The sequence below is a fragment of the Pseudomonas sp. Fl5BN2 genome (assembly GCF_009908205.1).
Lineage (GTDB): Bacteria > Pseudomonadota > Gammaproteobacteria > Pseudomonadales > Pseudomonadaceae > Aquipseudomonas.
Window position 1 is genome coordinate 50,382 of the sequence record NZ_JAAARL010000005.1, and the last position, 16,248, is coordinate 66,629.

The window sequence follows — 16,248 nt, forward strand, 5'->3', positions numbered from 1 at the left end:
CACCACAAAATGCACAGCCCTGCGAAGGGAGGCAGCCGTACGCGGATTGGTCGGCCGGAGATACAGGCACCCGGCAGGGACGAAGCCCTTCCACGCACAGCTGCCATTGCACGAATACACAGGTGCACAACGAGCTTGCAATAGCGAAATGGGGCGCTGCTGCAGCTATCAAAACGGGTTACCAAGCGAAGGGGTGGCAGCTGCGTGCAGGTTGGTAAACCGGAGATACAGGAGCCCGGCAGGGACGAACCCTCCCACGCACAGCCGCCATTGCACGAGTGAAATACGGCGCTGCTGCGCCTGGATCAGAACGGGTTACCAAGAGCCCGGTGGTTGAATGGACAGCGACGCTCAAAGGCTAGTCCGGGTTCGACACGGAGCAACGACAAAGGCGTCGCAGTTTATGTCCAAGTCACGGGAGTTGGGAATGTAAGGCAGGCCTGGGGTGATCTGTCAGATCAGTGCCCAGCACCGCATCCGTTCCAGGTGATCAAGTGCCTGTTTGGCTGTGTGAAAGTGCGCTGGGGTGGGCGGATAAAATACTGTTCACCCTGTCGAACCTGTGGATGGTTTGAAAACAACTGATGGGTAGCCCGGGCGCGCCCCTCAATACCCTGGGCATCGGGCGTGTTGCTGAAAATAGCCATGTGCGTGAGCTGGGGTTCTTGCCGTCGCTGCAAGTCTTCCGCGCTTGTTGCTCGCAATAGAATGACGGAACCGACAACGTAAGAAACCTGTTGATTTTGCAGCATGCATTACAAAAAAGGGGGCAGATTTATCTCGATGCCCCCTACTTTTCCAGGTAGGGGGCACTTCAACTATTGACTATAAAATACGGTCTATTGACTCGGTATTTTTTGCGATTCGATCTTTTTATACTTCTCTGCAATCTGCTCTATTTTTTTCTCATCTTGTGTTGAAGACACCTCAACATAGTAATCCCAATGCTTTAACAGCTCTATACTTTGCGCATCGCCCAAATGAGCAGCATTTTGATTATATATTTTTGCCTTCTTGAAATCTTGCGGAACTTCATTACCCATAGCGTAGATAACGCTCAAGTTATTGTAGGCTATAATCGACCCAACCTCGCCAGCTCTTTCATACAAGGCGATTGCTTTATTTATATCTTTTTTTGTTCCTAAACCACGCTGATAGAGAACGCCTAAATTTGTAAGCGCGTCTGGGTGGCGCGGATACAAACCAATCGCTTTTTCATAATAGAGCAGACTGGTTTTATAGTCTTTTTCCGACTCATCCAGCCTGTCGTCGCTATAAATCCTGCCAAGAATATAGTTGAAGTGCGCGTTACCCATGCTGGAGAGCTTGAGCACATTGGAAAACTCTTCGCTGTCCTTAGGATAATTGTTTATTTGCAGACCCGGCGGATAGTCCAATTTCTTAACAATTGCCGGGGGCAAGGTCAAAGCTGTATTTTTCATATGATTATCCGAGGCTGCCGGCAAGGATAGAAGTAGCAACGATAAAGAGACAATGCTAGCGCAGCTGACGGGCGTTCGGCTCATCATGAATAAACCTCTTCAACAGCGAATCTTGACCCGACCACACCAATCGAAAAGTCCTGCGAAATGAAATTTAAAAGATCATTATTTTCCTCAGGATCAAAAACCTTGAACAAAACATCTGTTATGTCCGTGACCCGACCATCATTCCAGGTTACCGACGAGTTTAATTCGTGGATGTTTCCGTGCTTATCCAAAATTGAATCCCTGGTAAAGGACAGATCTATATTTTTCAAGCCAATGTCGATCAATGAGTAAAGCTCATTTGCCTCCGAAACCCCGTTGCTATTGATGTCTTGCCAAATCTTCAGATCCCCCCACGCGCTATCATTCTTGTCGATAAACCCATCAAGATTGCTGTCCAGAGCAGCGAGTGCAATGACACCATCTGCAGCCGTTCCACCGGTTGGCAAAGGCGTACGGTCTCCGAAAAGCTCTGTCCCATCATTTATGATGCCGTCATTATTTCTATCCATGACAAGAAACCCACTGTTTGTACCTGCCCACCCGGTATTAATAGGATGTGACTCTCCATCAAAGTCGAATTTGACACCATGCTCAATTGGCAAGGTAGTTATACCGCTCCCATCCAAATCAATAAGGAGTGGGGTTTTAAGTTTTTCCGGAACTTTGCTTATTTCCTTGGCCACACCGTCCGGAGTTGTGGCCAGATCAATTTCTATACCCGCTTTTGAAAGCAGTTTCTCTACAAAATGGATGCAGTTGTTGAACAAGAGATTGTAGTCCCCTGGGTCTATTGCACCGCTTGCATAGCCTCTAACCTGCGTCGCAAGAATATTCATCATATTCTCAAACTTCGGACTACCAGGAAGTTCAAATCGATGGGAGCTTGTTTCCTTGTAAATCTCGCGATCATTGAGCGAAATATTGTCACGTGAAGTGTCGTATTTCTCACCCGGACTAAAACCTATAGAGCCTCGATAGCCAGGCGTATCAATCTCTAAAAAAACATGCCCGGTCTTGGTCGTGTTATTACCCATGCTTGATCCCGCCTTCGCTGCATGTATGGTAAATGACGATCGATTTGAAAAAATCACTCCGGGTGAAGGACTTGAAGTTGTAGATAGCGTCTCTTCGTTTCTCACACTAATAAAGTGGTCTGGCATCGTGCAACCCTCTGATCAAATTTCCGTATATGGCTCTAGCGCGCTATTACTTTCACTAACGCATTCCAAGCGATCGTGGTTTTTCGCCTTGATCAAATACAGGACAAACGAGGAGGGTAAAAACTTATAGGGTATGCCCCTATAAAATATTGCAAAACATTTCGCGAGCATTAGTTTTGAATATCCCGCGACCAGGAATTAGCCAATCAAGTTCGCAGATTTGCTGAAATACACCTGACTAGCTGATCCGCCCCCATGCGTGAGCTCAAACCTAATGATGGCTCGAAAACAGCTGATGGAGATGGGCGAGTTGCGCGGAACACAGAGGCCCGGGCGAGTAAACCCTCAAGACACTGGGCACAGGGGCGTTCCTAGCCAGGGGAGGGCTTTTTTCACCAGGTTTCATTCTTAAAGATGTTGGCGAACATCCTCTAGCGTCTCGAATATCTCCTTTCCATCGGCGGCCGGAATATCCACTTCGCCAAACACCGCTTCCCAGTTGTCCAACGCCTCCAGCGTCTGATCGATGTAGTCATCCGGCTTGAGAAACCTGTAGTCCGCGCACAAGCGCCTGATCGCCTTCCTGGACGGACGCCCCTGACCGTCGAACGCGGTGGTGTGCTCGCCCATGCCGGTGGAGAAGGTCAGGTCATACGCGGGCGCGAGAACCCACTGCCCGTCCTGGCCACCCTGCCCCTCTTCGTAGAGAAAAGCGAAGTTCTTCGCGTGATCGTCGTAGTTGTGGGCCAGGCCGTTGAACACCATGAGCCGGGCCATTTTCTCCACTTCCTTGGCGCTCCTGGTGAGCGCGAAGGTCAGCCTCAGCAAGTCCTTGTAGTCCAGGCATGGGGTTCTGAAATCCGCATGCAGAATTCCGGCAGCGGTCATCATGTGGATTTTCTCGTTGTGCCTGCGATCAAAGCGCCGGGTAGCAAAGAAGCGCTCGTTGCATCCCTGCTCCGAGGGCACGGTAATCAGTTCGCAGTGAGCCATTTCGACCCCGGCGGCGCTGGCCATGCGGGCGTAGGCATATTCAATCGCGCCCATGGACCAGGGCTCCTGAAGGGCCCGGAATTTCACGATCCAGTGCGCGTAGCCCTCCGGCAAGGGTTCAAACGCCGAAACCACATGGGACAGATCCGCCGAGAACGCAACGGCGGCCTTGGGCCGTGCGCCCCCTGGCGAGCCACCAGCAATCCGCAGAGCCTTCAGGACCTCAACCGTCTCCCCCATCTGGACCCGGACCGACGCCTCATACAAGACTGAAAGGCTGATGGGCTCCCGAGCCACTTTTTCCGACATGGGGTAGTACTCAAGGGCACCCATGCCCCGGTTACCGATATAGGCCAGTCGGTCGAGTTGAGTCAGGCCATGGGTGACCCGCGAGCCATATTCCGCTGTAAAGAACCGCCCCATCAGCAGCAAGCCCCAACCGTCGGGAAGAGAATCGGCGAAGGCACCATGTATGCCCAGAAACAAGTGGCTATCGGGTTGCTGTGGCCGCTCATCGAAGGCCAGTTGGGGGGACAGATTGAAGCCCTGGGTCAGCCACTCCTTGGCATAGGTGAAGTAAGTACCTTGGCGGTTCCAACTAAGCACCCCCACCTGCCGCCCATGCATGAAGACGCCCAATTCCTCGATCGGCTTGTACTTCTTGATGCCTGGCTCTGTCATCGGGTGCCCCTCTGGCGTTTTGAGTTTTGCAGCTCAAACAGCGTGTTTGGCGAAGGTGGCTTGAACAACTTGAGCAGCGGATCGAGTTCATCCAGAGCCGCCGCAATCAGCACCATCGACTCGAGGGAAATGGCTCCCTGCAGCTCGAAACGCTTGATGGTCGAGGCCGGCACCCCGGATTTCTCGGCCAGGGTTTTGCGCGACAGGTTTTTTGACAACCTGAGGGCCTGTGCGTTTTTTCCGATCTCGGCCGTGATCTCGGACGGTGTGTACATAAAACGGGTAAGCGACATAAGGCTGCGTCTGCCTCCGACCTGCTGATTAATCAGCAAAATAATGGACAATATAAGATCCATTATAGGTAAATAAAGCCAATAATAGACCTTATATTATCCACAAAAAATCCACTTCCACCGTCTTGAGTAAAAATTTGTCCGAGCCATCCTCCATCGCCAACCCCACCTACGCTTAGGTAGGATGTCCCCTCCTTTTCCCCGAGGCTCGCGTCATGTTCATCGGCGTTTTGCTGGTCATCACCTGGCTGATCCTGCTTCTGCGCTACCCCGCCAAAGCCTTTCCCGTGTCCCTGGCCGCCGCCTTCGGCCTGGCCCTGGTGGCCTGCTGGGTGGTCTGGCTGGACAACCGCGAAGCCCAGCAACTGGCGCGCCTGGAACTGCGCCTGACCTACGTCCCGGAACATTGCCCCGCCGACCGGCCGTTGCAGGTCAAGCTCAATAACGGCAACAAAGTGCCCCTGATCGAGCTGCGCTGGCGGGTCGCTGCCTATGCTCCGGGGGACACGGTCAACCTCGCCGATAACCAGTACAGCGCCCCGCGCTACCGTGGCCCCGGCGAGTTGCAGGCCGGCGCCAACTGGCAGGACTGTCTGCCGCTGCCACCGCTGCGCCCGGGCTATCGCCCGCAAACCCTGGAGTTTCGTGCCGAACGTTTACAAGGTAGCTTCTCCCACTGATTCGCCCCTCCCCTCACCCCAGCACAAGGACCGCGCCATGCCCGTAGCGTTGATCACCGGTTGTTCCAGCGGCATCGGCCGCGCCCTGGCAGACACCTTCAAGGGCGCCGGCTTCACCGTGCTCGCCACCGCCCGCAAGGCCGAGGACGTCGCCACTCTGCAAGCCGCCGGCTTCACCGCGGTGCAGTTGGACGTGAATGACGGCCCGGCCCTGGGCGCCCTGAGCGAAGAGATCAACCAACAGTACGGCGGCCTCGATGTGCTGATCAACAACGCCGGCTACGGCGCCATGGGCCCACTGCTGGACGGTGGCGTGGAAGCCATGCAGCGCCAGTTCGAAACCAATGTGTTCTCGGTGGTCGGGGTGACCCGGGCGATGTTCCCGGTGCTGCGCCGCAGCCGTGGCCTGGTGGTGAACATCGGCAGTGTGTCCGGGGTGCTGGTCACGCCCTTTGCCGGTGCCTATTGCGCGTCGAAAGCTGCGGTGCACGCCTTGAGCGATGCCCTGCGCATGGAGCTGTCGCCGTTCGGCATCCGGGTCATGGAAGTGCAGCCCGGGGCCATTGCTTCAAGTTTTGCCAAGAACGCCGGGCATGAAGCCGAACAGTTGCTCAACGAACAATCGCCCTGGTGGCCGCTGCGCGAGGGCATCCGCTCCCGGGCCAAGGCCTCTCAGGACAAGCCGACACCGGCCAGCGAATTTGCTGCCGGCTTGCTCAAGGCCGTGCAACAGGACAAGCCGCCACGCCTGGTGCGCCTGGGCAATGGCAGCCGTGCCTTGCCGCTGCTGGCCCATCTGCTGCCCAAGGGTTGGCTGGAGAAGGGCCTGATGAAGCGCTTCGGCCTGGGGGCGAAGCTGTAAGCGCCTTCGCCGGCAAGCCGGCTCCTACAGCGCTATTCAATAGCGATCAAAGCTCCAGAATCGACACCCAGCAAGCCAGGGCCATTCCCAGCAGCGCCGCGGCGAGGATCAGATCGTCCCAGGTGTCGGCAATCACTTCCTCGGGAGCGGCGGGGTTATAGAAAATCCCCACCTCAGCGCCCGGCTTTATCCCGGAAAATGTACCGTTGAACTCATGCTTGACCAGCACTCCCCCGGCAGTCGCAAACTCGACCGTGACGCTCGAACGGTAGCTGGTACCCCCTCTCGAACCGGCCACTTGCTGGCTCGAAGCGCTGACCACCTTAGCAACGGCGTGCAACCCGCTCACCCGCAGATGGAAAAAATCATAGGCAACGCTGGCCGCACCCGCAGCGCTGCCCAGCACTATGATCAACAGCAAAAACTTGGCGACGTACTTCACCCCAGCGTTCCTTGCGCGCTCGAACAGCCGGCGAATATATAGCGGCGAAGAAACCATCAGCAACTGCCGACACCGCCGGCCAAGGCCTTGCTCATCCTGTAGCTGGCGCTGCGCTTTTCATTGTGCACTCAACGGATGCCGGTAAAATGCCCCACCCTTGAGGCTTGCCAAAGCCCTCAACAAGCCGCATGGAGTCGCTGGCGAACTGCTGAAATCCCCCCGCGCCCTCCTTCCATGCTCACCGCTACTCAATCGTCGTTCAGGGAATCCCCATTGAAGTTGCGCAACGTACTGCCATGGATCATGGCCACAGCACTGCTCGGCTGCGGCGCGCCGTCGCCAGACGAGGAGCTCAACGCCACCTTGCCCAAGGTCAGCCTCAACGAGCTACTGCCACCGGCGGTGGCCAACGAGCACTGCAACCCGGACCTGGACAGCGACCTGCTGTATGGCATCGGTTACCAGCTGTACAACGACAATCAATCGGCAGAAGCCCGCAACTGCCTGATCATGGCCGCGCCCACTCACGACCGGGCCCTGTGCTACCTGGCGAGCATCGCCGAGCAGGACAGCAGCAAGGACAGCGCCGAACGCGACCGTGAAGCCTTTGGCTACATGGCTTACTCGGCACGCAAAAGCGACGCCTGCGCCGAGTTCGGCATGTTCCAGAACTTCACCTTCGGCATGCGCGGGCAGACCCCGGATACGGCCCTGGGCCTGCGCTGGCTGGAGCGTTCCGCACGCCACGGCGATACCGATGCCCAGCAAACCCTGGTGCGCCTGCACAATAACAAGGGCAATCTGCCGCTGGCCTACAGCTGGGCCAGGGTCCTGGACGATACGGCGAAGACCGAGGCCTTGAAGCAGAAGATGAACCCGCAACAGATCAGCGAAGGCGAACAAGGCTACGAACAACTGAGCAAGAGCGTGACCAGCCAGGACAGCGTGCGCAAGGAGGCTCGGGAGGAAAACATCGCGGTGTACACGGCGAACATCCATATGGAGTACCCCGAGACGTTCAAGGGCATGTCCGTAGCCGATCGACATGCCTTCATGGAACAGGCTGTAGCCACGGTGAGCGCCCGGCCCGAGTTCAGCACCCGTGGCCAGCTGTACGCCTATGTGATGCTTGCCCGCAAGGCCCAGTTGCAGAAGGCCGGTGTCGACGTACTGCAGAACCCGCAGATTTTGCAGGTGCTCAGCGACCCAGAGTTGGAAGTGGCCGATATGCTGAAAAAGGCCGAGGTGATTCTCGGCCAGGCTGCCCCGTAACCCCGCCTTCACCGTAGGAGCCGGCTTGCCGGCGAAGAGGCCCGCGAGCCGAGTGCAAGCCTTGCGGCCGCCTTCGCTGGCAAGCCAGCTCCTACAGCGGTGGTGCGGTTCCGATTGTGCCCCCTCGCATTCCCAGTAGAATGCGCGCGCAGCATGGAATCGCTGGCGTCGACACTGAAGCACGGAACTGCTCACGCTCCCCTCCTCTGCCGTCCCGTCCCAGCCTGATTTCATGCGCGTCTTTTTTCATTCGCCGATCAGGGAATACCCATTGAAATTGTTCAACGCGCTGCCACTGGCATTGGCTGTCTTGCTGGCGGCCTGCGCCTCCACGGCTCCGGAAAACACCGAACCGAAAGTCCCCGAACTGAATGACACCCTGCCCAAGCTGACCCTGGAAAGTGTCTTGCCCAAGGTGACGCCCAACGAATACTGCAACCCATCCATGGATGCCGATCTGCTGTACGGCACCGGTTACAAGCTGGACGAGGCAGAGGACTACAAGAACGCCAAGAGCTGCTTCGCCATGGCCGCGCCGCACTACACCCGGGCCTTCTGCTACCTGTCCACCACCACCGATCAGGAAACGGACAAGCCCAAGGCCGAGCGCGACCGCGAGTCCTTCAACTACATCGCCTACTCGGCCTCGCAGAACGACTGGTGCGCCGAGTACGGCATGTACGCCACCTACTGGTTCGGCGACAAGGACATCCCCAAGGACCAGGACCTGGCCCTGCGCTGGCTGGAGCGCTCGGCGCTGCACGGCAACCCGGAGCCGCAGCAGAACCTGGCCGACGCCGCCGAAGAATCCGGCGACCTAGTGAAGGCCTATGCCTGGCTGAAGATCATCGACAATACCGAAGACACCAGCCAACTGGATGCCTTGAAAGGCAAGATGAGCCCGGAGCAACTGGCCGAAGGCGAACAACGCTTTGCCGACCTCAAGAAGCGCGTGACCAGCAAGCAAGTGATGTACGACGAGGCGCGGGATGAGGAAGTGGCGATTTTCTCCGCCGAAATCCATTTCGATATCCCCGACCTGTTCCAGGGCATGACCACGGCCGAGCGCCAGGCCTTTGTCAAAACAGCGATTGCCGATGCCCGGGACAGCGGCCAGTTCAAGCTGCATTACGCGGTGACCCAGTACATCATCGTTTCGCGCCTGGCCCAGCAGCGTTACCCCGGCGTCGACATCCTGCAGAACCCGAAGCTGGTGGCCGCCATCAACCACATTAACGACGGCTTGGAAGCCACGGCGAAAAAGTCCCTGGCGATCATGCAGAAAAGCTACAAATAACCGCGCGCCCCACCGTCGTAGGAGCCGGCTTGCCGGCGAAGGGGCCCTTGAGTCTTGCATCGCCTGGGCCGGCGCCTTCGCTAGCAAGCCAGCTCCTACAGCAGTCAGATAGACCGTGCAGCTCCCCGTAGGAGCCGGCTTGCCGGCGAAGAGGCCCTTGAGTCTTGCATCGCCTAGCCCGGCGCCTTCGCTGGCAAGCCAGCTCCTACAGCAGTCAGACAGACCCTGCAGCTCCTACAGCAGTCAGATAGACCGTGCAGCTACCCGTAGGAGCCGGCTTGCCGGCGAAGAGGCCCTTGAGTCTTGCATCGCCTGGGCCGGCGCCTTCGCTGGCAAGCCAGCTCCTACAGCAGTCAGATAGACCCTGCAGCTCCCTGTAGGAGCCGGCTTGCCGGCGAAGAGGCCCTTGAGTCTTGCATCGCCTGGGCCGACGCCTTCGCTGGCAAGCCAGCTCCTACACATGCCAGATCGCGCCTATTGAGGCTCCTGGTTGACCACGACGGTGCAGGTAATGCCGGCCGCCAGCAGTACGCCGTCCGGCACTTCGTCGATGTGGATGCGCACCGGCACACGCTGGGCCAGGCGCACCCAGTTGAAGGTCGGGTTGACGTCGGCGATCAGTTCGCGGCTCTCCGGGTTGTCGCGGTCGTAGATGCCGCGGGAAATGCTTTCCACGTGGCCCTTGAGCACTTCGCCGCTCATCAGTTGCATGTCGGCCTTATCCCCGACGCGCACGTGGGGCAGCTTGGTTTCTTCGAAGAAGCCGTAGACCCAGAACGAGTTCATGTCGACCACCGCCATCTTCGGTTCGCCAATGCGCGCGTAGTCGCCACGGTGCACGTTGAGGTTGGTGACGTAGCCGTCCACCGCCGCCCGCACCTGGGTGCGTTTGAGGTTGAGTTCCGCCGCTTCCAGCTGGGCCTGGGCGTGCTGGTAGTCGGCCAGGGCCGAGTCGGCGATGTTGCCGGCGTCGTCGCGGTTTTCCTTGGAGATCACCAGGTTGTCCATGTCGGCCCGACGCCGGGCGTTGACCTTGCGCATTTCCCAGGTGGCCTTCTTCGACGCCACCAGGGATTGCGCCTGCTTGACCGCGATCTGGTAGTGCTCGGGGTCGATCTGCATCAGCAGATCGCCCTTGCGCACCAGTTGGTTGTCCTTGACCGGCACGTCCACCACTTCGCCGGTGACGTCGGCGGCGACGTTGATGATGTCCGCGCGCACCCGGCCGTCACGGGTCCAGGGGGTGTACATGTAGTGCTCCCACAGGGTGCGGCCGATCCACAGGGCCAGGGCCAGCACGAGCAGGGTGGCGAGCAGGCTGAAAAACTTTTTCATCGCGGGGGTCTCAACGGTAGACAGTGAGCGCCATGGCGCCGAACAGACAGCAGAACAGGCTCAGGCGCAACAGCGCCGGGTGCCAGAAGAAGCGATACAGGTCATAGCCGGAAATGAACCGGTCCAGGGCCCAGGCCAGGGCCGCGGCGATGAAGAACATCAGGGTCATGGTGGGCATGTAAACGCCGTGGAAGGCGATTTCACGAGGCATGTTCAAGTCCTTGGGGTGCAGGCAGCGCCGGCTTGGCCACGGCATAGGCCGCCAGCGGCGATTGCGGGTCGAGCAGTGAGGTACGGATGAAGTGCAGGTAGCTCTTGACCCGGCGCAGGGCCGAGGTGTCGAAGTGCGGGGCGAAAGGTTCGTCGGTGGCCTGGACCCGGCTGATCGCGTGGTCCACGGCGATCAGCCCACGCTCCAGGTTGCTCTGGCTGGGCTGCAGGAACAGCCGCACCAGGGAGCGGCCCATGACCCGGATCGCCTGGCGCCAGGGCTGGGATTCGGCATAGGCCGGGTGCACCGGGAGAATCGCCTGTTCCTTGCGCAGCTCGATGATCGCGTGGCCGACTTCCAGCACCACGAACATCCAGCGCAGCAGCTCGCTCTGCACCTTGGGCTGGCCCACCGCCAGGCCATAGGCCTGGTGCAGCAGGTCGCGGGTGCGGCTCTCGAAGCTTGAGGCCAGGCCCTTGAGCTTGCCGCTGATGGCGTACACCACCTGGCCGCGCAGGTCCTGCTCCAGGCGCCGCCACAGCCAGCGGCTGTTGGGCGGCAGGATGATCGCCCCGGCCGCGGCGCAGACCAGCATGCCCATGACCATGGCGATGTAGTCGTTGATAAAGGTGTAGGGGTTGTAGACGGTCAGGTTGTCCGGCACCGAACCGGTGCTGAAGAAGATCAGCAGCCCCAGGCCGACCCCGGCGTACTTGGGCCGCGAGGCCAGGAACGAACCCAGCACGATCACCGGCGCCAGCATCAGGCACAGCAGGGGAAAGCCGTCGATCCAGGGGAACACGAAGAACATTTCGACGAAGCCCACCAGGGCGCCGATAAAAGTCCCGCAGGCCATCTGGAAGGCCATGCGCTTGGGGTTCGGCGTGGCCGCCGAAAGGCCGATGGTGGCGGCGGCGATCAGGGTCATGGTGGCGCCACTGGGCCAGGCGGTGGCCACCCAGTAGCTGCCCAGCACCACCAGCACGAAGGCCGCGCGGATCCCCGAGGCGGCGCAGGCCAGCCAGTTGGTCTGCGGGGTGTAGGGCTCGTCCCAGCGCTCGCGTTCGTGGCTGTGGTCGGCCAGGGAGGCGTGGGTCTGGGCGTAGCTGTGCATCTCGTCGACGAAGCGGTAGAGCAGCTCATAGGCAGTGTGGAAATCCAGCTGCTCGGCGTCGCTCGGGGCAGTTTCCTGGAAGGCCGCCCGCAGGCTGCGCACCCGCGCCGGCAGCTCGGCCTTGTAGGCCGCCAGGGCCGTGGCCAGGCGCGCGGCGTCGGGGCTGGTGAGGGCGCGGCCGGAGAAGCCGTCGAGCAGTTCCGCCAGGTCCTGCAGGCCGGGCTTGATCGCCGCCACCACGTGATCGGTGCCGCTGCTGCGCAGGCGTTCAAGCAGCTGGTGCAGGGCGTTGAAACGCGTGGTGATGCCCATGAACTCGCTGTTCAGGCGGCTCAGGCGGCCGTTGCGCCGGCGCATGTGCGGGTCTTCGAACACCGTAACGCTGCGCAGCCCTTCCAGGCCCACGGCTTCGGCAATGAAGCGCACGTTGCTGCTTTCGAAAATGTCGCGCTGGCTGCGCCCGCGCAGGCCGTCGGTGACGAACAGAGCGAACACGCCGAAACGCTGGTACAGGGCGTTGCGCATGGCGGCACTGGCGGTTTGCGGCAGGATAGCGGCGCTGACCAGGGTCGAGCAGAGAATCCCCAGGGAGATCTCCAGCACCCGCCACACCGCCGCCATGAAGGCGCCTTCCGGGTGGGCCAGGGCCGGCAGGCCGACCATGGCCGCGGTGTAGCCGGCCAGGACGAAACCGTAGGCGCGAAAGTTGCGGTAGCGCGCGGCACCGGCCGAACAGATGCCGACCCAGATCGCCAGGGAACCGAGGAACAGCTCGGTGTTCTGGGCGAACAGGGCGATCAGCGCCACCATCACCGCCGAGCCGGTCAGGGTGCCGAGAAAGCGGTAGAAGCTCTTGGCGAACACCTGGCCGCTCTGCGGCTGCATGACGATGAACACGGTGATCATCGCCGTACGCGGTTGCGGCAACTCCAGGCGCATGGCCAGCCACAAGGTGAGGAACGCGGCGGCCAGGACCTTGAAGATATAGACCCAGGTCACGCCGTCGCTGCGCGCCCAGTCAAAGAAACCCCGGCGCCATTCAAGGGAGTACAGCCAGCGCAAAGGGGCGGGCAAGGAAGTCATGGGAGCCTGCTTCAGTGGTCGAACACGGCCAGGGCCGCGGGGGTCTTGGGTGCCTCAAGGCGGTCTTGCGTGGGGACGTCGCGGCCGGCTTCAAGCCCGCCGCCCAGGGCCGTCACCAGGTCCGCCTGGACCGTCAGGCGTGCGGCCTGCACCTGCTGCTGGATCTGCTGCTGGTGAAACAGCAGGCTCTGGGCGTTGAGCACATTCAGGTAGTCGGTCAGGCCGCGCTGGAAGGCCACGGTGGCGATGTCGTAGGTCTTCTGCGCCGCAGCCACCGACTCGGCGGCGAAGGCTTGCTGCTTGTCCATGGACTCGCGGCGGATCAGTTGGTCGGAAATGCTTTTCAGCGCGTCCACCAGGGTCTGGTTGTACCGGGCCACAGCCAGGTCGTAGCCGGCCGCAGCTTCACCCAGCTGCGAGCGCAGGCGCCCGCCATCGAAGATCGGCAGGCTGATGGCCGGGCCGACGTTGTAGTTGAGCTTCTTGCCGGTGAGGAACTCCAGGGCCCCGCCACCGGTGGCCATGAAGCCGATGCTGCCCACCAGGTCGACGTTGGGGTAGAAGCCGGCGTGGGCCACATCGATGCCGCGAGCCTGGGCCGCCACTTGCCAGCGGCTGGCGACCACGTCCGGGCGCTGCCCCAGCAGTTCGGCGGGCAGGGCCGAGGGCAGTTTCAGCGCCGCGCCCAGGGACAGGCTCGGGCGCTGCAACTGCGCCCCCTCCCCCGGGCCCTTGCCGGCCAGGGCCGCCAGCTGGTTGCGGGTCAGGGCGATTTCTTCGTCCAGGGCATCCAGCTGGCGATGGGTTTCCGGCAGCGGCGCCTCGGCCTGGCTGACTTCGAAATGGGTGCCGAGGCCGCCGTCCAGGCGCCGTTGCGCCAGTTCGAGAATCTGTTGCTGTTGCTTCAAGGTGGCCTGGACCACGTCGCGCTGGGCGAAGTGCAGGGACAGCTGGATATAGCTGCGCACCACGTTGTTCACCAGTTCCAGCTGCGCTTGGCGGGCTTCGGCCACGCTCATGTGGGCCAGGTCCACGGCGCGCTCGGTGCTGTTGCTTTCGCGGCCCCAGAGGTCCAGGGCATAGCTGAAGCCCAGGGCGGCGTTGTTGTCCCAGGTGGTGGTGTTGGCCAGGGCACCGGGACCGTAGAACTGATCGGTGGGCCAGTTGTGGCGCTTGAGGGTGGCGTCACCCTTGACCTGCAACGACTCGGCCGACTCGGCGATACCGGCCAGGGCCTTGGCCTGGCGCACCCGCGCGGCGGCCATGGCCAGGCTCGGACTGCCGTGCACGGCGAGGCTGATCCAACGGTTCAGTTGGGGGTCGCCGTAAGCCTGCCACCATTGCGCGCTGGGCCAGTGGGCGTCCTGCGCGGCGGTCTTGATCGCCTCGTCGGTGGCCAGGGTGTTGGCGGGCAGGGTCTTGCCTTGTGGGGCAATGCCTCCGGTTCCGATGCAGCCGCTGATGGTTAACGATAAAGCCCAAACACTGAGGGTCTTGAGCCCTCTGCTGATGCGACGCGGCACTGCTGCGAATTCCTGAGATCGGGGGGGAGTATTTCTCTCGTAGGAGCTGGCTTGCCGGCGCAGCGATACGCCTGCTACACCGCGTTGCGCGGATCGCCGGCAAGCCGGCTCCTACGGATCGGCGCAATTCTAGGGGGCGGCCGTTGCGGCGATAAGCTGGGATTCCTGTGAATCTTTGTTACCGTAAACGCGATAATCCCTTGGTCGTCTATCCAAGCCCCCGTAACTTCGTGTCACAATTTGCAATCTCCCTAGAGAGCACCCCATGGACACCTTGCAAAACATGCGCGCCTTCTGTTGTGTTGCCGAAGCCGGTAGTTTCACCGCCGCCGCGGTGCAACTGGACACCACCACAGCCAACGTTTCGCGCGCCGTCTCCAATCTTGAGGCGCACCTGCAAACCCGCCTGCTCAACCGCACCACTCGACGCATCGCCCTGACCGAAGCTGGCAAACGCTACCTGCTGCGTTGCGAGCAGATCCTGGCTTATGTCGAAGAGGCCGAAGCCGAAGCCAGTGACGCCCATGCCCGTCCCGCCGGCCAGTTGAAAGTGCACACCATGACCGGCATCGGCCAGCACTTCGTGATCGATGCGATTGCCCGCTACCGCAAGTCGCACCCGGACGTGACCTTTGACCTGACCATGGCCAACCGTGTGCCGGACCTGCTGGACGAGGGCTACGACGTGTCCATCGTCCTGGCCAGCGAACTGCCGGACTCGGGCTTCGTGTCCCAACGCCTGGGGATCACCTACAGCATCGTCTGCGCCTCCCCGGCCTACGTGAAAGCCAACGGCGCCGCGCAAAAGCCCAGCGACCTGCTGAACCATGCCTGCCTGCGCCTGGTCAGCCCGGTGATTCCACTGGAGAAGTGGACCTTCGACGGCCCGGAAGGCCAGGAGATGGTCACCATCAACAGCTCGCCGTTCCTGGTGAACTCTGCCGATGCGATGAAGACCGCGATCATCAGTGGCATGGGAGTTGGCGTGCTGCCGGTGTACGCCGCGATCGAAGGCCTGCGCAACGGCACCCTGGTACGGCTGATGCCCAAGTACCGCTCCCAGGAGCTGAACCTGTACGCCATCTACCCGTCGCGCCAGTACCTGGACGCCAAGATCAAGACCTGGGTCGAGTACCTGCGCGGCTCGCTGCCGGAGATCCTCGCCGCGCACCAGGCGGAACTGGCGGCCTACGAGCTGAGCGGCAGCCTGACCGGCGCCCGCCTGGCCAATTGACCCGAGGGGCGACCTCGCCAACCGCCCCCTGTAGGAGCCGGCTTGCCGGCGAAGAGGCCCGCACGCCTTGCACCAGCCTCGAAACCGCCTTCGCTGGCAAGCCAGCTCCTACGAGGCGACGCGTTGCGCACTCCGTCCTCCTGCCTCCTCTTGTAGGAGCCGGCTTGCCGGCGAAGAGGCCCGCACGCCTTGCACCAGCCTCGAAGCCGCCTTCGCTGGCAAGCCAGCTCCTACGAGGCGACGCGCTGCGCACTCCGTCCTCCTGCCCCCCTCCCGTAGGAGCCGGCTTGCCGGCGAAGAGGCCCGCACGCCTTGCACCAGTCTCGAAGCCGCCTTCGCTGGCAAGCCAGCTCCTACGAGGCGACGCGTTGCGCCCTCCGTCCTCCTGCCTCCCTCCCGTAGGAGCCGGCTTGCCGGCGAAGAGGCCCGCATGCCTTGCACCAGACTCGAAACCGCCTTCGCTGGCAAGCCAGCTCCTACGAGGCGACGCGCTTGCGCACTCCGTCCTCCTGCACCCTTTGGCGGCGGCGGCAAAAATGTTAGCTTGCTTGGCATTCTCCCCGCCTGACGAGCCTTCA

The 16,248-nt window shown here is 60.9% G+C and carries 14 protein-coding genes; 5 read left to right on the top strand and 9 right to left on the bottom strand.

Translation table 11 applies throughout. The features are described from left to right. Nucleotides 1-839 precede the first annotated feature (839 nt). The 4 genes from GV819_RS08300 to GV819_RS08315 all read right to left on the bottom strand — a co-directional run bounded on the left by GV819_RS08300 (nt 840) and on the right by GV819_RS08315 (nt 4,617). Nucleotides 840-1,442: a tetratricopeptide repeat protein gene (locus GV819_RS08300; RefSeq protein ID WP_161755395.1), complete on the bottom strand. Its 603-nt coding sequence runs from the start codon at nt 1,440-1,442 to the stop codon at nt 840-842. 83 nt (nt 1,443-1,525) lie between these two features. After that, on the bottom strand, nt 1,526-2,524 hold the full coding sequence (locus tag GV819_RS08305; protein ID WP_161755397.1) for a hypothetical protein: 999 nt from the start codon (nt 2,522-2,524) through the stop codon (nt 1,526-1,528). Between the two features lie 534 nt (nt 2,525-3,058). Then, nucleotides 3,059-4,324, bottom strand: a complete 1,266-nt coding sequence (locus tag GV819_RS08310) for a type II toxin-antitoxin system HipA family toxin (RefSeq protein ID WP_161755399.1) — start codon at nt 4,322-4,324, stop codon at nt 3,059-3,061. Next, a complete protein-coding gene (locus tag GV819_RS08315) occupies nt 4,321-4,617 on the bottom strand; it encodes a helix-turn-helix domain-containing protein (RefSeq protein WP_072451362.1) in 297 nt (98 codons plus the stop codon). The genes GV819_RS08310 and GV819_RS08315 overlap by 4 nt, the downstream gene beginning before the upstream one ends. A 215-nt stretch (nt 4,618-4,832) precedes the next feature. On the opposite strand from GV819_RS08315, the gene GV819_RS08320 reads away from it, so the two are divergent. Both GV819_RS08320 and GV819_RS08325 read left to right on the top strand, forming a co-directional pair. Then, nucleotides 4,833-5,297: a multidrug transporter gene (locus GV819_RS08320; protein WP_161755401.1), complete on the top strand. Its 465-nt coding sequence runs from the start codon at nt 4,833-4,835 to the stop codon at nt 5,295-5,297. Between the two features lie 37 nt (nt 5,298-5,334). Continuing rightward, complete coding sequence (locus GV819_RS08325) at nt 5,335-6,159, top strand: SDR family oxidoreductase (RefSeq protein ID WP_161755403.1); 825 nt, start codon at nt 5,335-5,337, stop codon at nt 6,157-6,159. A gap of 46 nt (nt 6,160-6,205) precedes the next feature. On the opposite strand, the gene GV819_RS08330 is transcribed toward GV819_RS08325, so the two are convergent. Further along, the gene (locus tag GV819_RS08330; protein ID WP_161755405.1) at nt 6,206-6,601 is read right to left on the bottom strand and encodes a DUF3592 domain-containing protein; all 396 of its coding nucleotides are present in this window, start codon (nt 6,599-6,601) and stop codon (nt 6,206-6,208) included. A gap of 273 nt (nt 6,602-6,874) precedes the next feature. Between GV819_RS08330 and GV819_RS08335 the strand changes: the two genes are divergently transcribed. Continuing rightward, complete coding sequence (locus GV819_RS08335; protein ID WP_256667419.1) at nt 6,875-7,873, top strand: hypothetical protein; 999 nt, start codon at nt 6,875-6,877, stop codon at nt 7,871-7,873. A 271-nt stretch (nt 7,874-8,144) separates the two neighbouring features. Beyond that, complete coding sequence (locus GV819_RS08340) at nt 8,145-9,170, top strand: sel1 repeat family protein (protein WP_256667420.1); 1,026 nt, start codon at nt 8,145-8,147, stop codon at nt 9,168-9,170. A gap of 474 nt (nt 9,171-9,644) precedes the next feature. On the opposite strand, the gene GV819_RS08345 is transcribed toward GV819_RS08340, so the two are convergent. The 4 genes from GV819_RS08345 to GV819_RS08360 are packed head-to-tail and all read right to left on the bottom strand — an operon-like array spanning nt 9,645 to nt 14,436. Further along, nucleotides 9,645-10,505, bottom strand: a complete 861-nt coding sequence (locus tag GV819_RS08345; protein WP_161755411.1) for an efflux RND transporter periplasmic adaptor subunit — start codon at nt 10,503-10,505, stop codon at nt 9,645-9,647. A gap of 10 nt (nt 10,506-10,515) precedes the next feature. Then, the gene (locus GV819_RS08350; protein ID WP_007930063.1) at nt 10,516-10,716 is read right to left on the bottom strand and encodes a DUF1656 domain-containing protein; all 201 of its coding nucleotides are present in this window, start codon (nt 10,714-10,716) and stop codon (nt 10,516-10,518) included. Continuing rightward, nucleotides 10,706-12,913 carry an FUSC family protein gene (locus tag GV819_RS08355; protein ID WP_161755413.1) on the bottom strand — a complete coding sequence of 736 codons (2,208 nt, stop codon included), beginning with the start codon at nt 12,911-12,913 and terminating at the stop codon, nt 10,706-10,708. The genes GV819_RS08350 and GV819_RS08355 overlap by 11 nt, the downstream gene beginning before the upstream one ends. Before the next feature lie 11 nt (nt 12,914-12,924). Next, nucleotides 12,925-14,436, bottom strand: coding sequence for an efflux transporter outer membrane subunit (locus GV819_RS08360; RefSeq protein ID WP_161755415.1), 1,512 nt, complete (start codon nt 14,434-14,436; stop codon nt 12,925-12,927). Between the two features lie 265 nt (nt 14,437-14,701). Here GV819_RS08360 and GV819_RS08365 point away from each other — a divergent pair, with 265 nt between their 5' ends. Further along, entirely contained in the window at nt 14,702-15,670 is a 969-nt protein-coding gene (locus GV819_RS08365; protein ID WP_161755417.1) for a LysR family transcriptional regulator, read from the top strand. Nucleotides 15,671-16,248: the final 578 nt, after the last annotated feature.

Excerpts from the sequence above, each read along its gene's own strand:
- GV819_RS08320 (WP_161755401.1), top strand. The coding sequence starts at position 4,833 with ATGTTCATCGGCGTTTTGCTGGTCATCACCTGGCTGATCCTGCTTCTG.
- GV819_RS08310 (WP_161755399.1), bottom strand. The coding sequence starts at position 4,324 with ATGACAGAGCCAGGCATCAAGAAGTACAAGCCGATCGAGGAATTGGGC.
- GV819_RS08325 (WP_161755403.1), top strand. The coding sequence starts at position 5,335 with ATGCCCGTAGCGTTGATCACCGGTTGTTCCAGCGGCATCGGCCGCGCC.
- GV819_RS08345 (WP_161755411.1), bottom strand. The coding sequence starts at position 10,505 with ATGAAAAAGTTTTTCAGCCTGCTCGCCACCCTGCTCGTGCTGGCCCTG.
- GV819_RS08305 (WP_161755397.1), bottom strand. The coding sequence starts at position 2,524 with ATGGGTAATAACACGACCAAGACCGGGCATGTTTTTTTAGAGATTGAT.
- GV819_RS08355 (WP_161755413.1), bottom strand. The coding sequence starts at position 12,913 with ATGACTTCCTTGCCCGCCCCTTTGCGCTGGCTGTACTCCCTTGAATGG.
- GV819_RS08315 (WP_072451362.1), bottom strand. The coding sequence starts at position 4,617 with ATGTCGCTTACCCGTTTTATGTACACACCGTCCGAGATCACGGCCGAG.
- GV819_RS08365 (WP_161755417.1), top strand. The coding sequence starts at position 14,702 with ATGGACACCTTGCAAAACATGCGCGCCTTCTGTTGTGTTGCCGAAGCC.
- GV819_RS08300 (WP_161755395.1), bottom strand. The coding sequence starts at position 1,442 with ATGAAAAATACAGCTTTGACCTTGCCCCCGGCAATTGTTAAGAAATTG.
- GV819_RS08350 (WP_007930063.1), bottom strand. The coding sequence starts at position 10,716 with ATGCCTCGTGAAATCGCCTTCCACGGCGTTTACATGCCCACCATGACC.